General features: G+C 67.3%; 16 protein-coding genes and 1 tRNA gene. 10 read left to right on the top strand and 7 right to left on the bottom strand.

Annotated features, from left to right (window positions below; genetic code table 11):
- Positions 1-211 precede the first annotated feature (211 nt).
- The 3 genes from Sp245p_RS26380 to Sp245p_RS26370 all read right to left on the bottom strand — a co-directional run bounded on the left by Sp245p_RS26380 (position 212) and on the right by Sp245p_RS26370 (position 3,231).
- Positions 212-1,417: a glycosyltransferase family 4 protein gene (locus tag Sp245p_RS26380; protein WP_014200318.1), complete on the bottom strand. Its 1,206-nt coding sequence runs from the start codon at positions 1,415-1,417 to the stop codon at positions 212-214.
- Positions 1,418-1,466: 49 nt separating this feature from the next.
- Positions 1,467-2,159 carry a TVP38/TMEM64 family protein gene (locus tag Sp245p_RS26375; RefSeq protein ID WP_014200319.1) on the bottom strand — a complete coding sequence of 231 codons (693 nt, stop codon included), beginning with the start codon at positions 2,157-2,159 and terminating at the stop codon, positions 1,467-1,469.
- Positions 2,160-2,652: 493 nt separating this feature from the next.
- Complete coding sequence (locus Sp245p_RS26370) at positions 2,653-3,231, bottom strand: NUDIX hydrolase (RefSeq protein WP_014200320.1); 579 nt, start codon at positions 3,229-3,231, stop codon at positions 2,653-2,655.
- Positions 3,232-3,738: 507 nt separating this feature from the next.
- On the opposite strand from Sp245p_RS26370, the gene Sp245p_RS26365 reads away from it, so the two are divergent.
- From Sp245p_RS26365 to pgmG, 9 genes are all read left to right on the top strand, one after another.
- Positions 3,739-4,266 (top strand): tripartite tricarboxylate transporter TctB family protein, encoded by a 528-nt coding sequence (locus Sp245p_RS26365; RefSeq protein ID WP_246119816.1) that lies wholly within the window; start codon positions 3,739-3,741, stop codon positions 4,264-4,266.
- Positions 4,266-5,768: a tripartite tricarboxylate transporter permease gene (locus Sp245p_RS26360; protein ID WP_041814897.1), complete on the top strand. Its 1,503-nt coding sequence runs from the start codon at positions 4,266-4,268 to the stop codon at positions 5,766-5,768. The genes Sp245p_RS26365 and Sp245p_RS26360 overlap by 1 nt, the downstream gene beginning before the upstream one ends.
- A 79-nt stretch (positions 5,769-5,847) precedes the next feature.
- On the top strand, positions 5,848-6,516 hold the full coding sequence (locus tag Sp245p_RS26355; protein WP_014200323.1) for a 4-carboxy-4-hydroxy-2-oxoadipate aldolase/oxaloacetate decarboxylase: 669 nt from the start codon (positions 5,848-5,850) through the stop codon (positions 6,514-6,516).
- Between the two features lie 397 nt (positions 6,517-6,913).
- A tRNA-Gly gene (locus tag Sp245p_RS26350) sits at positions 6,914-6,988 on the top strand.
- Between the two features lie 249 nt (positions 6,989-7,237).
- Positions 7,238-8,230 carry a UDP-N-acetylglucosamine 4,6-dehydratase (inverting) gene (gene pseB, locus Sp245p_RS26345; protein WP_041814898.1) on the top strand — a complete coding sequence of 331 codons (993 nt, stop codon included), beginning with the start codon at positions 7,238-7,240 and terminating at the stop codon, positions 8,228-8,230.
- Complete coding sequence (pseC, locus tag Sp245p_RS26340) at positions 8,230-9,483, top strand: UDP-4-amino-4,6-dideoxy-N-acetyl-beta-L-altrosamine transaminase (RefSeq protein WP_014200326.1); 1,254 nt, start codon at positions 8,230-8,232, stop codon at positions 9,481-9,483. The genes pseB and pseC overlap by 1 nt, the downstream gene beginning before the upstream one ends.
- Positions 9,484-9,583: 100 nt before the next feature.
- Positions 9,584-9,880: a hypothetical protein gene (locus Sp245p_RS26335; protein ID WP_014200327.1), complete on the top strand. Its 297-nt coding sequence runs from the start codon at positions 9,584-9,586 to the stop codon at positions 9,878-9,880.
- 308 nt (positions 9,881-10,188) lie between these two features.
- Positions 10,189-11,514 carry a UDP-glucose dehydrogenase family protein gene (locus tag Sp245p_RS26330; protein ID WP_014200328.1) on the top strand — a complete coding sequence of 442 codons (1,326 nt, stop codon included), beginning with the start codon at positions 10,189-10,191 and terminating at the stop codon, positions 11,512-11,514.
- Between the two features lie 35 nt (positions 11,515-11,549).
- Positions 11,550-12,956 carry a phosphoglucomutase/phosphomannomutase PgmG gene (gene pgmG / locus Sp245p_RS26325; RefSeq protein WP_014200329.1) on the top strand — a complete coding sequence of 469 codons (1,407 nt, stop codon included), beginning with the start codon at positions 11,550-11,552 and terminating at the stop codon, positions 12,954-12,956.
- A gap of 157 nt (positions 12,957-13,113) precedes the next feature.
- On the opposite strand, the gene Sp245p_RS26320 is transcribed toward pgmG, so the two are convergent.
- The 4 genes from Sp245p_RS26320 to Sp245p_RS26305 form a co-directional block, all read right to left on the bottom strand.
- Complete coding sequence (locus Sp245p_RS26320) at positions 13,114-13,983, bottom strand: ParB/RepB/Spo0J family partition protein (RefSeq protein ID WP_014200330.1); 870 nt, start codon at positions 13,981-13,983, stop codon at positions 13,114-13,116.
- Entirely contained in the window at positions 13,973-14,965 is a 993-nt protein-coding gene (locus tag Sp245p_RS26315) for an AAA family ATPase (RefSeq protein ID WP_014200331.1), read from the bottom strand. The genes Sp245p_RS26320 and Sp245p_RS26315 overlap by 11 nt, the downstream gene beginning before the upstream one ends.
- A 183-nt stretch (positions 14,966-15,148) precedes the next feature.
- On the bottom strand, positions 15,149-17,446 hold the full coding sequence (locus Sp245p_RS36340; RefSeq protein ID WP_014200332.1) for a DUF4347 domain-containing protein: 2,298 nt from the start codon (positions 17,444-17,446) through the stop codon (positions 15,149-15,151).
- Between the two features lie 428 nt (positions 17,447-17,874).
- A complete protein-coding gene (locus tag Sp245p_RS26305; protein ID WP_014200333.1) occupies positions 17,875-20,751 on the bottom strand; it encodes a DUF4347 domain-containing protein in 2,877 nt (958 codons plus the stop codon).
- Between the two features lie 849 nt (positions 20,752-21,600).
- Between Sp245p_RS26305 and Sp245p_RS26300 the strand changes: the two genes are divergently transcribed.
- On the top strand, positions 21,601-22,593 hold the full coding sequence (locus tag Sp245p_RS26300) for a recombinase family protein (protein WP_014200335.1): 993 nt from the start codon (positions 21,601-21,603) through the stop codon (positions 22,591-22,593).
- Positions 22,594-22,618: the final 25 nt, after the last annotated feature.

The raw sequence follows: 22,618 nt of genomic DNA, 5'->3' as shown, positions 1-22,618 counted from the left end.
CGACGTTCCCAGGCCTTCGTTTGGAAATTATCTCAAAATCAAACAAACGCCGGGGAGTCCCCCGTCGCCGCCCTCGGTGCGGGCCTCGCGTTTCGCGGGCGCAAAAAAACCATTTTCGGCTCACGCGCTCGGCAAAAACCTCCCCATGGGCGGCGGCTTCTGCCCACCCGCCGGGAAAATATTGCCTCTTGGAGTGGGGGCTTTCCCCGACTCAGGCCATCGCGCGGATCAGCGCGATCTGGCGTTCCAGACAACGGGACAGGTCGAACCGCTCGACCGCGGTCTCCCGCGCGGCGCGGACCAGCGGGGCGAAGGCGCCGGGGTCCTGCAGCACCGCGACGGCCTTGGCGGCGATGTCGTCGGGGGAGAAGAAATCGGCCAGCAGCCCGTTCTCGCCGTGCCGGATGACCTCCCGCACCGGCGCGGTGTCGGAGCCGATCACCACGCAGCCGAGCGCCATGGATTCCACCATCGACCAGGACAGGACGAAGGGATAGGTCAGGTAGACATGCGCCCGCGACAGCCGCAGAACCGACAGATACTGGTCGTAGGGAAGGTGCCCCAGGAAATGGACGCGCGCCGGGTCCAGCGGCACCTCGGCCAGCATGGTTTCCCGCCAGCTCTTCCCGCCGGGGGGCGCCGAACCGTAACTGACCTCGTCGCCGCCGGCGATCAGCACATGGGCCTTCGGCCGCGCCTCCAGGATGCGCGGCAGGGCGCGCATGAAGCTGGGGAAGCCGCGGTAGGGCTCCAGGTTGCGCACGGCGTAGGTCAGCACCTCGTCCTCGCGCGTCAGCACCGTGCCGTCGGCGAGGGTGACGCGGATGTCCGGATCGGGCAGGAGCTGCGCGGTGTCCACCCCGTCGTGGATGACCTCGATCTTCGGGTGGAACGGCGCCGGATGGGAGTTGCGCTGCCACTCGGTCGGGGCGATGCCGCGGTCGCAGGCCTCCAGGGCGAGCAGCAGCGGCGTGCTGCGCATGCGCAGCCGCAGCACCGTGTCCGCATTGACCGGGACCGACGGGTCGAAGCCGACGTCCAGCCCCTGGGCGCGGTAGAAGAACTCGCAGTAATTCAGGTAGGGGGTGTTGGGGAACACGTCCTTGACGAACAGCGTCTCGCCCCAACCCGGATGGCCGACGATGACGTCGGGACGGAAGCCCTCCTCGCGCAGGCCCATCAGCAGCCGGGCCGCGGCCTGCCCGTGCAGCACCGCGTTCTCCGTGGACACCAGATAGGGATGCGCGTTCTCCCGCGCCTTTCGGCTGGGCTGGTAGGACAGGCGGCGAACGTTCGGAATGTCCCGGTCGGTGCGCTTGGTGATGAAGACGACGCGGTTCGCCGGATCGGCGGCCAGACGGGCGGCCAGATGCTTGTACTGGCCCGGCATGTTCTGGTGGATGAAGACGATGTTCATGATGCCTCCGCAAGGGCCGCCAACCGGACGTCTTGATGAAACCTGACCGTCAGGCGCGCCCGGCGCCGAACTTCTCGCGCAGCTTCGGCCCGACCTTCGGCAGCAGAACCGACAGGATCAGCAGGCTGAGCCCGATGACGGTCGGCGCGATCCAATCCGGCTTGCCGGCCAGAGCGTGGTCGCCGGCGGCGCCGAACTGCACGAAGGCCACAGTCATCGGCAACTGCCCGACCAGCGACCCGAAGGCGTAGGCGCCGAGCCGCACCCGCGTCAGGCCGAGCGCGTAGTTCACCCCGCTGTGCGGCAGCACGGGAACCAGCCGCAGCATGGCGACGGCGCGCCAGCCGCCGGTCTCCAGCCGGCGCAGGACGTCGCCCCAGCGCGCCCGGTCCAGAGCCGGAACCAGCCCGTCGCAGACGTAGCGGGTCAGCAGGAAGCCGGTGGAGGCGCCGATCACACTGCCCGCCGCCGCCAGCACCCCACCCCACCAGACGCCGAAGACCAGCCCGGCGACCATCGCCATGACGGAGCGCGGGAAGAACAGCAGGCTGGCCAGGATGTGCAGGAACAGGAACAGGACTGGTGCCGCGGGGTGATGGCGCAGAATGTCCTGGAGCGCGTCCATCCCGAAGGCGCCATGCCATGCCCACCAAGCCCCGGCTCCACCGAGCAGAAGCAGGACGAGCAGCCCCCGCCCGAGGTTGCGGAGGGTGGACAGGGAGGGCGTGCGGCGCTCGGCCATGGTGCGGGCCTTCGGTTCGACGAACAGGGCTTCTATGGTCCGGCTTGCATATCACGGGCGCTACCGCGCCGCGAGAGACGATCGCGTGGGCGCCGGGCGGACATCCACGAGCCGGGGCCAAGAAAAAGGCCGCAGCCAGAGCGGCGCGGCCTTCAAGTCTAGGGAGGAAACGCCCAAAGGGCATCCGGGATTCAATTTATGCTGCATCGCAGCAAAGGTCAAGCCCCCGGCGGATGGTCTCCGCTGAAAATATTTCTTTTCTTCCCCAGTTGGCCCCGCCGCCTCTGCAGCCATGATGCCGGAAAAAGAAAAGGCTGCAGCCGGTGAGGCGCAGCCTAGTTCTGGGAGGGAGGAAACCAAGAGAACTTGGTGAAGCCATTTATGGGCCGATTTGATTAACGGCTCGTAAACAAGCCATGTATTCCGAAGACATACCTATTTTTTGAGAAACATCAATAGAGATAAGCTTAAGCTTAAGCTCAGACACACTGCATCACGGCGTCTGGCTGGCGAGCGCCGTCCGGATGTCGTTCTGCCAGACCATGCTGACCAGGGCGATCTGGGTGAGCAAAGCGATCTCGCCGTGCCCGACGGCCGCCAGCAGTTCCTGCCGCGTCATGAACAGGATCTCGGTTTCCTCGAGATCATCGGACAGGGGATCGGCCACCCGGCGGCAGCCGACCGCATGGAACATGTGCGAGACGGCGCCGCCCTGATTGGCGTTGACCGTGTAGCCGCCCAGCGACGTCCAGCGGTCCGAGACGAAGCCGGTTTCCTCCAACAGTTCACGCTGGGCGGCCTCGAGCGGGTCCTCGCCCGTCGACAGATGGCCGCCGGGAAACGTCAGATTCACCCGCCGCGGCCCGTGCCGGTACTGCCGGTAGACGATGACATGCCCATCCTCCGTCTCAGCGAAGATGCAGGCAAAAGACGGCATGTCAAACTGATAGTAATCCGGGATGATCCGGCCATCGGGAAGGGCGACCGTCTCCACATGGACTTTCAGGAACGGGTCTGCGTCAAGCAGTTCACGGCTTTCCAGAACGGTCCATGGGCGCAGACGGCGCGTCATTCTTCAATCTCCTTGATGGTGACCCGCTTTATGGCCACGCAGCATGGGTAGCGGCCCACGGCCGTGAGGGCAACGGCGCAATCGGGGAGACGCGATCAAGGCGGTTCAAACCCGGCTGCCCTGGCCGAGGGGTGATGCTGCCGGGACGGGAAGCACAGACACCCCGCCACCGAAGCCACCGAACCACGCCACCTGGAAGGCTGCATCAACCAGAACAACTTAACTAACTCAACGATACAATCTTAAGTTATTGATGCATGCGCAATTTTGACTCTTCAAAATGGGTCATTCTGACGGACTTGCTCTCTATAGGAATATTGGTAGGATGGATAAACAACGCAGGATAACAGCATACGGTCAAATTTTACCTTTATATTTGCAAAAGCTCATAACGGAATCCCCTCCAATAACACGCCGCCGTCGACAACCGCCGACCGAAAGCCGTCCACCGAAAGCCGGAATCTCATGCCGAGCCTGCCCTTCCCCGATCTTCGTTCGACCTCTTCCGTGCCCACCCCGCTCCACGGCCCATCAACAGCACCGCGAGGCACGCCGGACGGCGCGTTCCAAGACCGCAAGGCCTCCGGCGGTCACGCCCCGGTACGGGCGCCGTTGGATCTGGCGGCCGGGTTGCTGATCGCCGCCTTCGGGATCGGCGCCTTGTGGCTGGGACGCGACTGGCCGACCGGCACGCTCGCCTCTGTGCAGTCCGGTTTCTTTCCGCGGATGATCGGCATGCTCATGGTTCTGGCCGGCGCCCTGGTGACCGGGCGGGCCCTGCTGACCCATGGCGCCGCGTGGCCGTCCTGGGGATGGCGCCCGCTGATCTGGGTGACCGCGGCGGTGCTGGCCTTCGCCGGAACGGTGGAGACTCTGGGGTTGGTGCCCGCGGTGCTCATTCTGGTCGGACTGGGCAATCTGGCCGGCCAACCGCTCCGTCCGGTTCCCCTGCTGCTGCTGGGCGGTGCCCTGGCGGCGGGCTGCGTCGCGCTGTTCGTCTGGGGCCTGGGACTGCCGCTGCGGGTGTGGCCATGATGGACCTGCTCGGCAACCTGCTGCTCGGCCTGTCGGTTTCGCTGTCACCGGACAACCTGCTGCTCTGCTTCGGCGGGGCGCTGATCGGCACGCTGATCGGCGTGCTCCCCGGTCTGGGACCGACCGCCACGGTGGCGATGCTTCTGCCGTTGACCTTCTATCTGCCGCCGGTCGGCGCGCTCATCATGCTGGCGGGCATCTTCTACGGTTCGCAGTACGGCGGGTCGGCGACGGCCATCCTGGTGAACCTGCCAGGCGAGTCCTCATCCGTCGTCACTTGCCTGGACGGTCATGCCATGGCCCGGCAGGGCCGGGCCGGGGTGGCGCTCGCCACGGCGGCGCTCGCCTCGCTGTTCGCCGGGATCGTCACCACCATCCTGATCGCCGTGGCCGGCCCGCCGCTGGCCGGGGTGGCGCTTGCCTTCGGGCCGGCGGAATATGTGTCGCTGATGCTGCTGGGCCTGATCGGGGCGGTGACGCTGGCCCATGGATCGGTGGTGAAGGCCATCGCGATGATCCTGCTGGGTTTGCTGCTGAGCATGGTCGGCACCGACGTCAATTCCGGCGACACGCGCTTCACCTTCGGCCTGCCGCAGCTCTACGACGGCATCGACTTCGTTCCGCTCGCCATGGGCCTGTTCGGGCTGGCCGAGATCATCTCCAGCCTGGAGCAGACCGGCGGCGCCGGGCAGACCACCGCTCGCATCGCCAGCCTGTGGCCGAAGCGCGAGGACGTCCGCCAGGCCTGGCCGGCGACGGTGCGCGGGACGGTGATGGGGGCGCTGCTGGGCATTCTGCCCGGCGGCGGCGCCACGCTCGGCTCCTTCGCCGCCTATTCGCTGGAGAAGAAGGTGTCCCGCCACCCGGAGCGCTTCGGCCACGGCGCCATCGAGGGGGTGGCGGCACCGGAAGCCGCAAACAACGCCGCCTCGCAGGCCTGCTTCATCCCGATGCTGAGCCTGGGCATCCCGCCCAACGCCATCATGGCCCTGATGATCGGCGCCATGACCATCCACGGCATCACGCCGGGGCCGCAGATCATGGCGAAGCAGCCGGAGCTGTTCTGGGGCATGATCGCCAGCATGCTGATCGGCAACGTGATCCTGGTGATCCTGAACCTGCCGATGATCGGGCTGTGGGTGCGGCTGCTGCGGGTGCCCTACGGCTATCTGTTCCCGGCCATCCTGGTCTTCTGCTGCATCGGCACCTACACGCTGAACAACAGCGGCTTCAACGTGCTGCTGATGGCTCTGTTCGGCGTCCTGGGCTACGCGCTGCGCAAGCTGGACTGCGAGCCGGCGCCCTTGATGCTGGGCTTCGTGCTGGGGCCGATGCTGGAGGAGAATCTGGGCCGCGCCCTGCTGCTGTCGGGCGGCGACCCCACCGTCTTCGCCACCCGCCCGATCAGCGGCAGCCTGCTGGCCACCGCCGCCCTGCTCCTGATCCTGATGGTGATGCCATCGGTGCGCCGCCGCCGGGACGAAGCCTTCAAGGACGATTGAATCCCAAACGCCTTCCTATCCCCGCCCGCCCCTTCTTCCAAAGGCCGGCGGCCTTCACGCCGTGAAAGGTGCCTGTGCGATGACCGTCGTCAAAGAGTTCCCCCGTCCCGCCCCCGACCTGGTCGCCGCCTTCCGCGGCCAGTCCCCGGCCACGCTGCACGAAGCGATGGGCAAGAAGGGCGCGATGTCCTTTCCGATCAAGCCGCTTTATCAGGGCATGACGCTGTTCGGCACCGCGGTGACCGTGTCCGGCGGTCCCACCGACAATCTGATGATCCACGCCGCCATGGCGCTGACCCGTCCGGGCGACGTGCTGGTGGTCGACTTCAAGGGCATGACCGAGGCCGGCCCCTGGGGCGACGTGCTGACCGAGGCAGCGATCCAACGGGGCTTGGCCGGGCTGGTCATCGACGGCTGCGTGCGCGACGCCGCGGCCATCCGCAACATGGGCTTTCCCGTCTTCTGCCGGGGAACCAGCATGAAGGGCACCACGAAGACCCAGCCCACGGGCGACGTGAACACCCCCATCGTCTGCGGCGGCGTGATGGTCATGCCGGGCGACATTCTGGTCGGCGACGACGACGGGGTGGTGGTGGTGCCCCAGGCCGAGGCTGCGGCCACGCTCGCCAAGGCGGCGGAACGCGAACGGATGGAGGAGGGCTTGCGCGAACAGCTCCGTGCCGGGCGAACGACGGTCCAGGCGCTGACCCTGGAACCCTACCTGGAGGCCGGCGGCATCGCCCTGTGACGCGAAGCGCTGCGGAACAGCGGGCGGGGCCAAGTCCCGCCTGCCATTGCCTGGAGTGGTATTACCGGCTGTTGGCAAAAGAATGGCGATAGGCAAAAAAAAGCCGCGTCCGGACACGAGGTCGGCGCGGCAGACGAATGCTCTTAGAGCATCATGATGTTTTTGGTTTCCTCCCCAGACCTCAAGGCCTTTGTTTTGTGAGAGGAAATTTCCACAGTCGATGCAGGGAAGTCAACAGCATTGAGCGGGTTATAACTTTAAGCCTAACGTCTCCTTCCGATGCGCCAGGAAGGCGGATGGGGACGTCCGAAGAGAAAAATCTCAGCGCAAGCCAAACAGGAGGCTTGCGTTCCGCCGGGCGCGTGGGGTATCTCCCTGCCTCCTTCGTTGGAGCGGCGCGGGCGTAGCTCAGGGGTAGAGCACAACCTTGCCAAGGTTGGGGTCGAGGGTTCGAATCCCTTCGCCCGCTCCAGTATCACGAAGTCTTTCTCTCCTCATCGCCGGACGCGTGGAAAACGGGCTGCGGCAGCGTGCCGCCGCACCATCCCTGCGCGTGGAAGCCGCGGATTCCTTGCTGGAATGTTAACCCACTGCTAGGGGTCTCGGGCTAAGGTCGATCGAACCGGCCTGAATGAACCACGAAGCGCGGACGCCCTTGACCATGCAGCAGTTTGACCGTCCGAACGAATCGCCGACCGAGGCGCTGCTCCCCGGCTTCGGCATGCTGAACGGCCAGTCGATCCTGGTGACCGGGGGAAGCGGGTCCTTCGGAAAGCGTTTCGTGGAGACGGTGCTGCGCCACGCCAGCCCGCGCCGGGTCATCGTTTTCTCCCGTGACGAGTTCAAGCAGTACGAGATGCAGCAGCAGCTCGGGCCCGATTGGGCGTCCACGCTGCGCTTCTTCATCGGCGACGTGCGTGACCGCGAGCGGCTGGAACTGGCCATGCGCGAAGTGGACGTGTGCGTGCACGCCGCGGCGCTGAAGCATGTGCCCGCCGCCGAATACAATCCCATGGAATGCATCCACACCAACGTCTATGGGGCGGAAAACGTGGTGCGGGCCGCGCTGAACACCGGCGTGAAGCGGGTGATCGCCCTGTCCACCGACAAGGCGGCCAACCCGGTCAACCTCTACGGCGCCAGCAAGCTGGCCTCGGACAAGATCTTCATCGCCGCCAACAACCTGTCCGGCTCGCTCGGCACGCGCTTCTCGGTGGTGCGCTACGGCAATGTGGTGGGGTCCCGCGGGTCGGTGATCCCCCTGTTCCGCCGGATGATCGCGGAAGGGGCGGAGTCCCTGCCGGTCACCGACGACCGGATGACCCGCTTCTGGATCACGCTGCAGCACGGGGTGGACTTCGTCGTCTCCTGCATCGCGATGATGCAGGGCGGGGAGATCTTCGTGCCCAAGATCCCCAGCATGCGCATCACCGATCTGGCCCGCGCGATGGCTCCGCATCTGCCGCACAAGCAGGTCGGCATCCGCCCCGGCGAGAAGCTGCACGAGGTGATGATCACCGAGGACGATTCCCGCCAGACCTTCGAACTGCCGGACCGCTTCGTCATCGAGCCGGCCTTCGCCTTCTGGACGCACGAGCCCTATCAGCGGCTGGGCGCCAAGCCGGTCGCCGACGGCTTCCGCTACGCCAGCGACACCAACGGGGACTGGCTGGACGGCGCGCGGCTGATGCGGCTTCTCGCGGAAGCGCCGTGATGGGCGAACCGGTGTCCCGGCCGCCGCTGCCCTTTCTGCCCTACGGGCGCCAGGACGTCGATCAGGCCGACATCGACGCGGTGACCGCGGTCCTGCGCGGCGACTGGCTGACCCAGGGGCCGACGGTGGAGGCGTTCGAGCGCGCGCTGTGCGAGCGCACCGGCGCGGACCATGCGGTGTCCTGCGCCAACGGGACCGCCGCCCTGCATCTGGCCACCCTCGCGCTGGGGCTCGGCCCCGGCGACGCGGTGGTGGTGCCCTCCGTCACCTTCCTCGCCACCGCCAACGCCGCCCGCTACGTGGGGGCGGAGGTCGCCTTCGCCGATGTCGATCCCGAAACCGGCCTGATGGGACCGGAGCAGGCGGAAGCGGCGATGGAGCGGGCCGCCCGCGCCGGCTGGCGGGTGCGCGCTCTGGCGCCCGTGCACTTCGCCGGCCAGACCGCAGACATGGCCGGGCTCGGCACGCTCGCCGCCCGACACGGGCTGGCCGTCATCGAGGACGCCTGCCACGCCATCGGCAGCGTGGACGTGACGCCGGACGGCCCGCCCCTGCCGGTCGGTTCCGGCGCCTTCGGCACGCTCACCGCCTTCTCCTTCCACCCCGTAAAGACCATCGCGGCGGGCGAGGGAGGGGCCGTGACCACCAACGATGCGGAACTTGCCGCCCGGCTGCGCCGCTTCCGCAACCATGGCATGGAGCGGGAGCCGGCGGAGTTCGAAGACCATGGAGCCGCTTTCGCCGCCGACGGGACCGCCAACCCCTGGTACTATGAGATGGCGGAGCCTGGCTTCAATTACCGTCTGACCGACATCCACTCCGCACTCGCCCTCAGCCAGCTCGCCCGGTTGGAGTGCTTCGTGGAACGGCGCCGGCACCTGATGGATCTCTATGCGGAGCGGCTGGCCCCGCTGGCCCCACTGGTCCGGCCGGCGGCCCGCGTTCCCTGGTGCCGACCGGCTTGGCATCTCTGCGCCGTCCGCATCGACTTCGCCGCCGCCGGACGGACCCGGGCGCAGGTCATGGCCGATCTGCGGGCGCGGGGCATCGGCAGCCAGGTCCACTACATCCCGGTCCACCGCCAGCCCTACTGGCAAAAGCGTTGCGGCCGTCTCTCCCTGCCCGGCGCCGATGCGCACTATGCCCGGACCCTCTCGCTGCCCCTGTACCCGGCCATGGCCGACTCCGACGTGGACCGGGTCGTCGGTGCCCTGGCCGAAACGCTGGGCCTGCCAAGCCGCAATCCGCCGTGATGCCCCTGGCCTGTCGCTCGGGGTGTGCTTGCTCGGAGGTTTTCTCCCTTCCAAAAATGCGCTATGCCAAGCGTCATCTCGAACGCTTCGGAGCAGGGTCATGGCCGAGGGTACTGTGGACTATTACGCGATGGTCGAAGAGGCCTGGCAACTGAGCGACACCGCGCGCGACTACGTGAAGAACGCGGGCCGCGACGTGGACAATGGTGAGCTGTGGGAGAAGGTGTTCGCCGCCTCGCCCCTCATCGATCTCGAGCGCACCCGCGCCGAAGGCGGACAGCCGCTTCAGAAGATCTTCTTCAAGAACCCCTACGGCCTGCAGTACCGGGCCGACCACAAGGACTGGATCCCGTTCCGCCACGGCGCCCTCGACCCCGCCTACCTCCAGGCGATCTGAGCCGTCCCGGAACCGGGGTTGCCTCGGGAAGGCCGGACCACGCCGACAGGACGGGTATGCAGCCCTTTCTCCGGTCCGGCCCCGCCCCGCCCGCTGTTCCATGAGCCAGCATCCGACGGGCTGGCGCTCCACGGGCCGGCTTCGCGCCGTCCGATGAACGCCACTCCTCGAGACCTCCCCGGCAATCCGCAACCGGACGGATTCACCAGAGCAGCGACCCGAAACGCAACCTGTGGCGTTTGAACGCCAGGAACCGCCTCCCGGCCGGAGACGGGCAAAGGCGCGTGGCTTTCAGCAAAGGAACTTTCATGCGCATCGCGATGATCGGTACGGGCTATGTCGGATTGGTGTCCGGCGCCTGTTTTTCGGAGTTCGGCGTGCACGTCGTCTGCGTGGACAAGGACGCAGGGAAAATCGAACACCTGAAGCGCGGCGAGATTCCGATCTACGAGCCGGGCCTGGACGATCTGGTGGCGCGCAACGTCGCCGCCGGCCGGCTGTCCTTCACGCTCGACCTGAAGGAGGCGATGGCCGGTGCGGACGCCGTCTTCATCGCCGTGGGCACGCCGACCCGCCGCGGCGACGGTCACGCCGATCTCTCCTACGTCTACGCCGCCGCCGAGGAGATCGCCGCCAACCTCGACCATTACACAGTGGTGGTCAACAAGTCGACCGTGCCGGTCGGAACGGGACGCGAGGTGGAGGCGATCATCCGCCGCACCAACCCCAACGCTGACTTCGACGTGGCGAGCAACCCCGAGTTCCTGCGCGAAGGCTCGGCCATCGGCGACTTCATGCGCCCCGACCGCGTGGTCATCGGCACGTCTTCCGAGCGCGCCGCCGACGTCATGCGCCGGCTGTACCGCCCGCTCTACCTGATCGAGACGCCGATCGTCCTGACAGCGCTGGAAACGGCGGAGCTGACCAAGTACGCCGCCAACACCTTCCTCGCCGCCAAAATCACCTTCATCAACGAAATCGCCGACCTGTGCGAGAAGGTGGGCGCCAACGTGCATGACGTGGCCCGCGGGATCGGCCTCGACGGGCGCATCGGCAAGAAGTTCCTGCACCCCGGACCGGGTTACGGCGGTTCCTGCTTCCCCAAGGACACGCTGGCTCTGGTGCGCACCGCCCAGCAGGTCGGCAGCCCGCTGCGCATCATCGAAACGGTGGTGGAGATCAACGACACCCGCAAGAAGGCGATGGCCGGACGCATCGTCGCCGCCTGCGGCGGATCGGTGGAGGGGAAGACCGTCGGCGTGCTGGGAGTCACCTTCAAACCCAACACCGACGACATGCGCGACGCTCCGTCGCTGGACATCGTGCCGGCGCTGCAGACCGCCGGCGCCACCGTGCGCGCCTTCGACCCGGCTGGCATGCACGAGGCCGGGAAGCTTCTGCCCGGTGTGGTGTGGGCGCAGGACGCCTATGGCGCCTTGGAAGGAGCCGATTGCGTGGTCATCCTGACGGAGTGGAACGAGTTCCGCGCGCTGGACCTGAAGCGGGCCAAGGCCCTGCTGAAGCGGCCGGTCATGGTGGATCTGCGCAACGTCTACAATCCCGAGGACATGGCGGCCGCCGGCTTCGCCTACAGCTCCATCGGGCGGCCCGCGGCACCGTCTGCGAAGGCCTGAAAAACCATCCTGCCCCACGGAGGTCAGTCGAGAACATGGGCGAGCCCCACACCTTCCATCCGACATTGCTGCGCGAGTACGACATCCGCGGCATCGTCGGCACGACGCTCACGACCGCGGACGCGCGCGCGGTGGGCCGCGCCTTCGGGACGATGATCGTGCGCAAGGGCGGCACGACCGCCTGCATCGGCTATGACGGGCGGCACAGCTCGCCGGAACTGGAGGAGGCGCTGGTCGACGGGCTGGTCTCCACCGGCCTGCGGGTGACGCGCATCGGGCTCGGCCCCACCCCCATGCTCTACTTCGCCACCCGCGACCGCGAGGCCGACGGCGGCATCATGATCACCGGCTCGCACAACCCGCCGGAGTACAACGGCATCAAGATGATGCTCGGCAAGGGGCCGGTCTACGGCGCGATGATCCAGGAGCTCGGCGCCATCGCCGCCGCCGGCGACTACGCCACCGGCGCCGGCAGCGCCGAGCGCGTCGACGTCCAGGACGCCTACGTCGCCCGCCTGCTCAAGGACTACGACGGCGTGCGCGACCTCAAGATCGCCTGGGACGCCGGCAACGGCGCCACCGGCGAGATCCTGCGCCGCCTGACCGCCACGCTGCCCGGCGAGCACATCCTGCTGTTCGACGCCATCGACGGCGACTTCCCCAACCACCACCCCGACCCCACCGTCGAGAAGAACCTCGTCGACCTGAAGAAGGCGGTCGCCGAGCACGGCTGCGACATCGGCATCGGCTTCGACGGCGACGGCGACCGCATCGGCGCCATCGACCATCTCGGCCGCGTCGTCTGGGGCGACCAGCTGGTGGCGATCTACGCCGCCGACGTGCTGAAGAGCCACCCCGGCGCCACCATCATCGCCGACGTCAAGGCCAGCCAGACGCTGTTCGACGAGATCGCCCGGCTCGGCGGCCAGCCGCTGATGTGGAAGACCGGCCACTCCCTGCTCAAGGCCAAGATGGCCGAGACCGGCTCGCCGCTGGCCGGCGAGATGTCCGGCCACATCTTCTTCGCCGACAAATGGTACGGCTTCGACGACGCGCTCTACTGCGCGGTGCGCCTGATCGGCCAGGTCAGCCGCTCCGGCGGCCCGCTGGCGGCGCTGCGCGACCGCCTGCCCGAGGTGATCAACACCCCGGAGACCCGCTTCCAGGCCGACGAGGAGCGCAAGTTCCAGGTCGTCCGCGAGGTCAAGGAGCGCCTCAAGGCCGAGGGCGCCCAGGTCAACGACATCGACGGCGTGCGCGTCCAGACCCCCGACGGCTGGTGGCTGCTGCGCGCCTCCAACACCCAGGACGTCCTGGTCGCCCGCGCGGAGTCCTCCACCCAGGACGGCCTGGAGCGCCTCAAGAGCATGGTCGTCGCCCAGCTCGAAGCCTCCGGCCTCGAAGCCCCCTCCTTCGAAAACGGCGGTAACGCTGCCCACTGAGGCACGAACAAAGAAAAAAGGCCCTTTCCTGCGCATGCGGGAAGGGGCCTTTTTCTTTGTCCGAGCCTTCGAGACGGGGCGGTGAGAATTCTCACCGCCCCGTGTGAGGAAAAGGGTGCGGAAAAAAGGGACCGGTGAGAATTCTCACCGATCCGGGTCAGCCCTTCCCGCCGTCCAGAATGGCGTCGATGGAGCGGCGGAGGTCGCGCAGAACCTCGCGATCCACCTCCTCCAGCCGCTTCGGCTTCTCCTGGAAAGCCTGGAGAGCTTCGCGCGTGCGCAGGATGTTGCGGGAGACGCGCAGGCTGAAGGCGCTCAACACCACCTCCGGCTCGTCGCGCGCCGGCGCTGACCCCGTGCCGGTCTCCCGGGGTTCGGGCAGCGGCTGATCATTGGCCAGGCTGTCCAGCAGGCTCATCTGCGCCGCCGCGTCGTCGAGCGCCGCAATCTGGTAGAGCTTGTAGCGGGCGACCTTCCTCGCGGCATTCTCGTAGCGTTCCCGCACCGCCGGGGCGATCCGGGTCAGGCCGAGGGTCCGGGTGATCTCCGCCTTGTCGCGCCCCATGATCTGGCCGAGGTCGGCATGGGAGTAGCCGTGCTTCTCCACCAGAGCCACGAAGGCGTCGGCTTCTTCGAAGGGGGTCAGGTCAGCGCGCAGGACATTCTCGATCACCGCCACCTCGGCGGTGTCGATGCCGTCCGGCACCAGGATGCAGGGGACCGTCTGCTGTCCGAGCGCGCGCACAGCGCGCAGGCGCCGCTCCCCGAAGACGAGCTGGAAGCGGCTCGGCCCCAGCTCGCGCACGCCGATCGGCTGCTGCAGGCCGTATTTGCGGATGGAGTCCGTCAGGGCGGCCAGCTCCGCCTCGTCGAAGCGGCGGCGTGGTTGGTCGGGGTTGGCCTCGATCCAATCCACGTCGGGATAGACGAGGCGGACGCCCTGTTCGGGCTCCGCGAAGACGGCGAGGGCGCCGCGGCTCATGGCGTTCAGCCGGGCGAGGTTCCCGGTTCCGAGTTTACGCGACATTGGCCACCTCCACGCGCTTGCGCCGCTCCACGACGATGGCGTCGGCGAGCGCCCGGTAGGACGAGGCACCTGGTGCGTCCGGCACCGCCTCCAGGGCGGCGCGTCCGGCAAGGGCGGCGTCGCCGTAGATCGTCGCCCGCGGCACCGGCGGGAAGATGCGCAGCGTGCCGCCCAGCGCGCTGTGGAGCTGTTCCAGCGTCACCTGATGCTGGTTCAGGCGGGCGTTGTGCATGGTCGGCAGGATGCCCAGGACCGCGAGGCTGGGGTGGCAGCGCCGCTTCAGCTTGTTGATCGTCTTCAGCAGATGGTTCACGCCGATGGAAGACAAATACTCGGTCTGGCAGGGGATGACGATGAGGTCCGACGCCACCAGCCCGTTGGCGGTGCACTGGCCGAGGTTCGGCGGGCAGTCGATGAAGATGAAGTCATAGGCCGACCGCGCGTCCTGAAGCCGTTCCCGCAGGGCCATAGGGCCGCTGGGATCGGCAGTCAACTCCACCTCGACCGACGCCAGCTCGATGCTCGACGGGGCGATCTCCAGCCCGATGTCGCCGACCGGGACGACGATGTCTTCGACGGCGACCTCCTCCCGCAGCACGTGGGCGAGCGACTTGCGCCGGCCCTCCTCATACTCGATCAGGTCGATGCCAAGATGCGCCGTGGCGTTCGCCTGCGGGTCGGCGTCGATGATGAGCACCCGGTAGCCCTCGCGCGCCAGGATGCTGGCGGTGTTCACCGTGCAGGTGGTCTTGCCGACCCCGCCCTTCTGATTGGCGAGGCAGATGACCAGGGCCGGGCCATGCTTGCCGTCCACCACCGCCGTCTCCTTCAGCAGGAAGCGGACCACCGCGTCGGGGATCTTCTCGCTGTTGCTTTCCCACCGGGAAATCTTGGACCGGTCGTAGCGCCGCTCCAGCCGCTCGTTCAGCCAGGCCGCGAAATCCGGCTGTGAAAGTTTGCGCTCCTCGCGCAGGAGCCTCATGTCTTCGCCACGCAACGTCAACCTCCACAGCGAATGCGCTTGCCGTGTTCAACCGATACGATGGACGCCCGAATCGGTCAAGGTTGACGGTCACCTCCGTTGCATCAACAGCCGGCATCAACAGGAAAAAGCCGGCCCAGGGGAGGGCATCCCCCGGACCGGCGCGTTTCGCACGACCTCAGCTTACAGGTTGATGAAGGCGATGTAGTTCTGGTCGCCCATGGTGCCGGTCGTCGTGGTCATGGCGCCCACGCTCTTGCCGGTGAAGGTCATGCTGGCGTCGATGGTGCCGTTGCCGTCGATGTCGCAATGGACCGTCGCGCCCTTGTAGCCTTCGGCGCCGCCCATCTCTTCCCAGGAGAGCTTGGAGACGCCCTCCTGGTAGCCCCACATCGTGGCCCACTCGCCCTGCTCCAGGTCGACCACGGTGGACCAGGTGGTCTCGGTGCCGCGGCCGTCGACGAAGAAGGTGTCCTTGCCCGAACCGCCGATCAGCCAGTTGGAGCCCGAGCCGCCGTCCAGCACGTCGTCACCGGCGCCACCCCAGGCCGCGTCGTCGCCGCCCAGCAGGTTGATGAAGTCGTTGCCGTCCGACCCGCCCAGCACCTCGCTGCGGGAGTCGCCCAGGAAGGTCCACTGCAGGGTGGAGACCGGCCCCTCGTAGGCGTAGGCCTTCACGTCCTCGGTCACGCCGTCCACGATGCGCTGCATGGCGGCGGAGGGGCGGTCGTCCACCGGCGGGGTGGTGGTCGGCGGCTCCGTCGTCGGCGGTGTCGTGGTCGGCGGTTCCGTCGTGGGCGGCTCGGTCGTCGGCGGGGTGGTCGTCGGCGGTTCCGTCGTGGGAGGCGTTGTGGTGGGCGGTGCGTCGATCAGCGTGACGGTGTCGCCGTTGAGTTGGAACTGCCCGGCGGTGAAGCTGCCGACGAAGCGCAGGGTCACGTCGGAGCCCGCCGTAGCGTCCATGCCGATGCGCAGGAAGGTGACGCCGTCCACCGTCTCCGCCTGGACCTGCCCGGCGGTGAGTTGGCTGCCGTTGCCGGCGGTGGCCGTCCCGGTCATGGCCGTGCCGGCGATGGTGAAGGCGTCGCCCACCATGGCTCCGGTCACCCCACTGGTGAAACCGCTGGCCTGGGCGATGGTCATCGTCACCGTGTGGCGGACGCTGCCGACCAGATCGAGGTTCTCCACGCTGGTCAGGGTCATGCCGGAGATGTCGATCTGCGGCGTCGCCGTGGTGATCTTGCCTTCCGGATCGGTCACGTCGTCGGAGCTGATGCGCAGCGTGTCGGTGCCGTCGCCGCCGTCGTAGGAGACCGTTCCGGCATCGCCCTGCGCGGCGATGATGAAGGTGTCGTTGCCGGCCCCACCCTCGATGACGTCGGCCTCGTTCAGGTCGCCGTGCTCGCCGCTGTAGAAGACGTCGTCGCCGTCGCCGCCGATCATCGTGTCGGCGTCCCAGTCGCCGACCAGCGTATCGTTGCCGGCCCCGCCCATCAGACTGTCCTTGCCGCCGCCGCCGACCAGCAGGTCGTCGCCGTCGTCGCCATAGAGCATGTCGTCGTCGGCACGCCCGAAGATCTGGTCGTTGCCGGCCCCGCCATGGACGGTGTCGTTGCCGTTGCCGCTTTCCAGCGTGTCGTTGCCGGCCCCGCCGGTCACCAGATCGGCGCCGTCATGAGCCCAGAACCACACGGGGTCGTTCCCGGCCACCATGGTGTCGTCGAAGTTGGAGCCGACCCAGCGCTCAATGTCGATGAAGGTGTCGCCCGCGGCGTCGCCCGTGCTGTTGCCCGGGTTCAGCAAGTCCAGCACGAGGCCGGAGGTCGCGGTCTCGTAGGACGCTTCGTCGAAGCCGGCCCCGCCGTTCAGAACGTCGGCCCCCGCACCGCCGATCAGCGTGTCGTTTCCGCCACCGCCAATCAGCGTATCGTTGCCGGCCCCGCCTTCGATCACATCCGGCTCGTCATCGCTGGTCAGCAGGTCGGGGCCCGCCGTCGTGGTGCCGGTCACGGCCAGGACATGGGTCCAGCCCTCAACCGCCGCGAAGGGGGAGGGGGCGCCGACCGGCGCGGTGCTCAGATCAAGCGTCCAGGAGGCGCCCTGCGCCGCCGGACCGACCAGACCCGAGGAGGCCGCGACCGCGGCACCCGTGGCGGCGGCCAGACGATCGAGAAGGAGACGGCCCGCCTCGCCCGCACCGGCATGGCAGGCGTGGATGTGGATCTCGGTGCCGCGCGCGTCCGGCCAGGAGCGGTCGAGCAGCGACCGCGCGTCCAGCGGCTGGGCGCCCAGCAGGACCCGTCCCGGCTCGCCATGGGCGACCAGATGCAGGGCGGACGGGCGGGCGGCGAGCGCCTCGGCCAGAACGGCGTGGGCATCGTCGGCGGCGGAGACGAGCATGACCCGGACGTCGGGATGGCGGCGGCTGAGCAGCCCGTCGAGATCCTCAAGTCCAGCGTCCGCGATGATGACTTCGTTCAAGGGAAACTCTCCGTGCATTCTGTGGTGATCGCTGGGGCGCCCGGTCGCATCGTTCGCGTTTACGGGAGGTTCGCGGATACGGGGAAGCGCGACACCCAATCACATGCGCTTTCGGAGAGCCTTTTCGCAATTGCCCAAGAAGAAATAACACATTCTCATCAATGGAACATAGTTGTTGGGTTATCTTTATTGATAACGGGAAACTCAATGAGCCTATGAACTGTCATTGTCCTATGAATAAAAGGGACGAAAACTATACATCAAGAGCGAATACAGGAAAATCAGGCGATGCCTCCACAATCTTTAGAAGGGATAAGCCCTATACCGATGGGCTGCCCCGGATGGCAGCGACAAACGAGAAACGGCCCGGGGAGTGTTCCCCGGGCCGTTTTTTCCGCTCGGTGCCTCAGATCACGAACCGCGCCGGATCACAGGCTGATGAAAGCGATGTAGTTCTGGTCGCCTATGGTGCCGGTCGTCGTGGTCATGGCGCCCACGGCCTTGCCGGCGAAGGTCATGCTGGCGTCGATGGTGCCATTGCCGTCGATGTCGCAGTGGACCGTCGCGCCCTTGTAGCCTTCGGCGCCGTCCATCTCCTCCCAGCGCAGGGTGGAGACGCCTTCCTTGTAGCCCCAGAGGGTGGACCACTCGCCCTGCTCCAGGTCGGTGACGGTGGACCAGGTGATCTCGGTGCCGCGGCCGTCGACGAAGAAGGTGTCCTTGCCCGAACCGCCGATCAGCCAGTTGGAGCCCGAACCGCCGTCCAGCACGTCGTCACCGGCCCCGCCCGCCGCCGCGTCGTCGCCGCCCATCAGGTTCAGGAAGTCGTTGCCGTCCGACCCGCCCAGCACTTCGCTGCGGGAGTCGCCCAGGAAGGTCCACTGCAGGGTGGAGACCGGCCCCTCGTAGGCGTAGGCCTTCACGTCCTCGGTCACGCCGTTCACGATGCGCTGCATGGCCGTCGAAGGACGGTCGTCAACCGGCGGAGTGGTGGTCGGCGGCTCCGTCGTGGGAGGCGTCGTGGTTGGCGGCTCGGTCGTCGGCGGGGTGGTGGTCGGCGGCTCCGTCGTGGGCGGGGTTGAGGGGGTTCCGCTCAGGGTGATCCCGCTGCCGCTGACCTGGAACTGGTCCGCCGTAAAGCCGCCGGCGAAGCGCAGGGTCACGTCGGCGCCCGCCGTGGCATCGGTACCGATGTGCAGCAGGGTAACGCCGTTCACCGTCTCGGCCTGGACCTGTCCGGCGGTGAGCTGGCTGCCGTTGCCGGCGGTGACCGCGCCCGTCATGGCCGTTCCGGCGATGGTGAAGACATCGCCACCGGTGGCGCCGGTGATGCTGGCGAAGCTGTTGGCCTGGGCGACGCTCATCGTCACCGCATGACGGACGCTGCCGACCAGCTCCAGCCGCTCCACGCTGGTCAGGGTCATGCCGGAGATGTCGATCTGCGGCGTCGCCGTAGTGATCTTGTTCTCCGGATCGGCGACGTTGTCGGAGCTGATGCGCAGCGTGTCGGTGCCCTCGCCGCCATCGTAGGAGACCGTGCCGGCGTCGCTCTGCGCGGCGATGATGAAGGTGTCGTTGCCGGCCCCGCCCTGGATGATGTCGGCCTCCGGCAGGGGATCGTGCGCGCCGCTGTAGAAGACGTCGTCGCCGTCACCACCGATCATCGTGTCGACGCCCCAGTCGCCGATCAGCGTGTCGTTGCCGGTGCCGCCATCGAGCATGTCGTTGCCGCCGCCGCCGGCCAGCAGGTCATTGCCGGCCTCGCCGTACAGCATGTCGTCGTCGGCCCGCCCGAAGGCCCGGTCGTCGCCGCCGCCGCCGTAGATCGTGTCGTTGCCGATGCCGCTTTCCATCGTGTCGTTGCCGGCGCCGCCGATCTCGACATCGTTGCCGCCATGGCCCCAGAACCAGACGCCGTTGTCGTTGCCGACCAGCCGGTCGTCGAACTCGCTGCCGATCCAGCGCTCGATGTTGGTGAAGGTGTCGCCCGCGGCGTCGCCCGTGCTGTTCGCCGGGTTGCGCAGATCCAGCACGACGCCCGCGGTGGCGTTCGCGTAGGTCACCTCGTCGAAGCCGTCGCCACCGTCGAACACGTCGGCTCCGGCGCCGCCCTCCATGGTGTCGTGGCCGATGCCGCCGATCAGCGTGTCGTTGCCATCGCCGCCATACATCAGATCGTTGCCCTGGCCGCCGTCCATGCTGTCGTCGCCGGCGCCCCCGTACATGGTGTCGGCATCCCCTTCACCGAACAGGGTGTCGTTGCCGGCGCCGCCGTCGAGCATGTCGTTGCCCCAGCCGCCGTAGATCAGATCGTTCCCGTCCTCGCCATAGAGCACATCGTTGTCGGCGCGGCTGTAGATCTGGTCGTCACCGGCACCGCCATGGACGGTGTCGTTGCCGTCGCCGCTCTCCATCGTGTCGTTGCCGGCGCCGCCGATCTCCACGTCGTCGCCGGCATGGCCCCAGAACCACACGGGGTCGTTGCCGGCCACCATGGTGTCGGCGAAGTTGGAGCCGATCCAGCGCTCGATGCCCGTGAAGCTGTCGCCCGCGGCGTCGCCCGTGCTGTTCGCCGGGTTGCCGATGTCGATGACCATGCCGGTGGTGGCGTTCTCGTAGGTGACGACGTCGAAACCGTCACCGCCGTCGAACACGTCGGCCCCGGCGCCGCCGTCCATGGTGTCGTGGCCGATGCCGCCGATCAGCGTGTCGTTGCCGCCGTTGCCGATCAGGATGTCGTTGCCGGCCCCACCGTTGATGTTGTCCGCGGCGTCATCGCTGGTCAGCGTGTCGTTGCCGTCGGTCGGGGTGCCGGTCACAGCCAGTTCATGAGCCCAGCCGCGCGCGCCGGCGCCTTCGACCCCGGCGAAAGGGGAGGAGGTGAACACCGGCGCGGTGCGCACGTCGAGTTTCCAGGACGCGCCGCGCGCCGCCGGACCGACGGGACCCGAGGAGGCCGCGACCGCGGCGCCCGTGGCGGCGGCCAGACGATCGAGGAGGAGACGGCCCTCGGCACCCGCGCCGGCATGGCAGGCGTGGAGGTGGATCTCGGTGCCGCGCGCGTCCGGCCAGGAGCGGTCGAGCAGCGACCGCGCGTCCAGCGGCTGGGCACCCAGCAGGACCCTCCCCGGCTCGCCATGGGCGACCAGATGCAGGACGGACGGGCGCGCGGCGAGCGCTGCGGCCAGAACGGCATGGCCGTCCTCGGCGGAGGAAACGAGCGTAACCTGAACGTCGGGACGGCGGTGGCTGAGCAGTGCGTCGAGATCCTCAAGCCCAGCGTCCGCGATGATGACTTCGTTCAAGGGGAACTCTCCGTAAATTTTGTTGTGATCGTTGGGATGCCCGAGCGCCCCGCCCGCGTATATGGCAAAGCGTGCGACTTCCTATGACATGAATTTCCAAGGCGTATTCCTGCAACTGCCTAATAAGGAATAACTCCTACTCCTCGTGAAAAGCGCCAGTTCTATTGATATCCATTCCATAAGGAGGCCTTCTTCAGTACCATCACTTTAGGATAACTTAAGTCCTTTGGATGGATCGAAGCCTCGTGCGGTGAAGGATGGGCGCAATCGATATTGCCGTGATGTATTTCGAAACCTCGACAGGCGCCGGCGGTGACACGGATGCGCCGCCCTCTCCTTCGCGCTAAGCCCCCCGCCCAAGCCACGGTCTTGTGCGCTTCCAGGGCTCTCATGATACTTATCTCTCGTATCACTGCCGTATCTCATCGCAAAACAGGTGGAGTTGCCGAGACGTGATCGTCGCATCGGTTCCATGAACGGATGCCCACTGGCTGTCCCCGCCAGATGGTTCGTGCGAAAAGCCGAGGCCCAAGGGGGTGGAGAGTCAATCCGCCACCATCTTGCGGAGCGGCACTTGCGGCAGACGTGCTCCCAGCGCTTTCAAGACCCGGTTACACAATTGATCCAGCGTTGATTTTCCGGAGAGGACGCGGACCATGCGTGCCTGCGCCCTGTGGCCGAACGCTGCGCCCTGGCGGCGCCACGTGCCGTCTTGTCCGGCTTCGACCGGCTTGCCTCGCTGCCAGGACCATTTCGGCCAGAGGCTTTCCACTGACTTTCAATCGTCCGATTGTTACCTTATGCAAGTCTTGAAAAGCCATTGCTTCGGCGGACGGAAGAGGGCAGACCATGGCGCTGATCGGCTACGCGCGCGTTTCCACCGAGGACCAATCCACCGAAGCGCAGTTTCTCGAGCTGAAACGGTTCGGCTGCACCGAGATCGTTTGCGAGAGCGCCTCCGGTGCCGACCGCGAGCGGCCGCAGCTCAAGGCCATGCTGGCCCGCCTCCGCAAGGGTGACACACTGGTGGTGGCGCGCATCGACCGGCTGGCCCGCTCACTTGCCCATCTGCTGGAGATCATCGAGACGCTGGAGCGCAAGGGAGCGGCGTTCAAATCGCTGGGCGATCCCATTGACACCGGCAGTCCGCAAGGCAAATTCACCTTGCAGATTCTCGGCGCCGTAGCCGAATTCGAACGCTCGCTGATCCGCGAACGCACCAAGGCCGGGGTGCGGGCTGCCAAGGCGCTCGGCCGGCAGCCGGGCAATCCCGGTCTGATCTCAGGCGATCCGCTGGCCCGTCGTCGCGTCGCCCGCGCGCGTGACGAGCGTCTGAGCGAGCGGGCCATCGCCGGTGCGGACGAGTTCCTGCCCATCGTGCGGCGCCTGCGGCCGGCCCAGCCGTGGGACCGTGTCGTCGATGTGCTGAACACCGCGATGAAGAAGCGGCCCGGCAACAACCCGGCGCCGTGGACGCGCGATGCCCTGATCCGCGCGGTGCGCCGTCTCGTCGCCGATGGTCTGGCTGAATCCGACCTGCTGAAGGCGGCACCCCGCCGTTCCAAGAAAGCGGCGGCACAGGCTAAGCGACTGGTGGAACTGGTCGCTACCATCCACAACGCCGCCCAGGCCGGGCAGAAACCGACGCTGGCCCGCATCGGCCGGCAGTTGGAGCGCCAGGGCGTGCGGACGGCGACCGGGGCCGGAACCTGGGCACCGTCGAGCGTCAAGGCACTGCTCGACCGGGCGCGGGCGGACGGACTGCTCGATGAGGATCTGATGCAGAAGCCCGGCGCCGGAGAGACACACTCCGTTTCCCGGACGGATTTGCGGCTGGAATGAGCGTGGTTCAGGTTTGCGTCATGCC

It is taken from the genome of Azospirillum baldaniorum (assembly GCF_003119195.2).
In the GTDB taxonomy this organism is placed as follows: domain Bacteria; phylum Pseudomonadota; class Alphaproteobacteria; order Azospirillales; family Azospirillaceae; genus Azospirillum; species Azospirillum baldaniorum.
This window is presented reverse-complemented; position numbering and strand designations above follow the sequence as displayed.

Excerpts from the sequence above, each read along its gene's own strand:
- Sp245p_RS26380 (WP_014200318.1), bottom strand. The coding sequence starts at position 1,417 with ATGAACATCGTCTTCATCCACCAGAACATGCCGGGCCAGTACAAGCAT.
- Sp245p_RS26375 (WP_014200319.1), bottom strand. The coding sequence starts at position 2,159 with ATGGCCGAGCGCCGCACGCCCTCCCTGTCCACCCTCCGCAACCTCGGG.
- Sp245p_RS26370 (WP_014200320.1), bottom strand. The coding sequence starts at position 3,231 with ATGACGCGCCGTCTGCGCCCATGGACCGTTCTGGAAAGCCGTGAACTG.
- Sp245p_RS26360 (WP_041814897.1), top strand. The coding sequence starts at position 4,266 with ATGGACCTGCTCGGCAACCTGCTGCTCGGCCTGTCGGTTTCGCTGTCA.
- Sp245p_RS26355 (WP_014200323.1), top strand. The coding sequence starts at position 5,848 with ATGACCGTCGTCAAAGAGTTCCCCCGTCCCGCCCCCGACCTGGTCGCC.
- pseB (WP_041814898.1), top strand. The coding sequence starts at position 7,238 with ATGCTGAACGGCCAGTCGATCCTGGTGACCGGGGGAAGCGGGTCCTTC.
- pseC (WP_014200326.1), top strand. The coding sequence starts at position 8,230 with ATGGGCGAACCGGTGTCCCGGCCGCCGCTGCCCTTTCTGCCCTACGGG.
- Sp245p_RS26335 (WP_014200327.1), top strand. The coding sequence starts at position 9,584 with ATGGCCGAGGGTACTGTGGACTATTACGCGATGGTCGAAGAGGCCTGG.
- Sp245p_RS26330 (WP_014200328.1), top strand. The coding sequence starts at position 10,189 with ATGCGCATCGCGATGATCGGTACGGGCTATGTCGGATTGGTGTCCGGC.
- pgmG (WP_014200329.1), top strand. The coding sequence starts at position 11,550 with ATGGGCGAGCCCCACACCTTCCATCCGACATTGCTGCGCGAGTACGAC.
- Sp245p_RS26320 (WP_014200330.1), bottom strand. The coding sequence starts at position 13,983 with ATGTCGCGTAAACTCGGAACCGGGAACCTCGCCCGGCTGAACGCCATG.
- Sp245p_RS26315 (WP_014200331.1), bottom strand. The coding sequence starts at position 14,965 with ATGAGGCTCCTGCGCGAGGAGCGCAAACTTTCACAGCCGGATTTCGCG.
- Sp245p_RS26300 (WP_014200335.1), top strand. The coding sequence starts at position 21,601 with ATGGCGCTGATCGGCTACGCGCGCGTTTCCACCGAGGACCAATCCACC.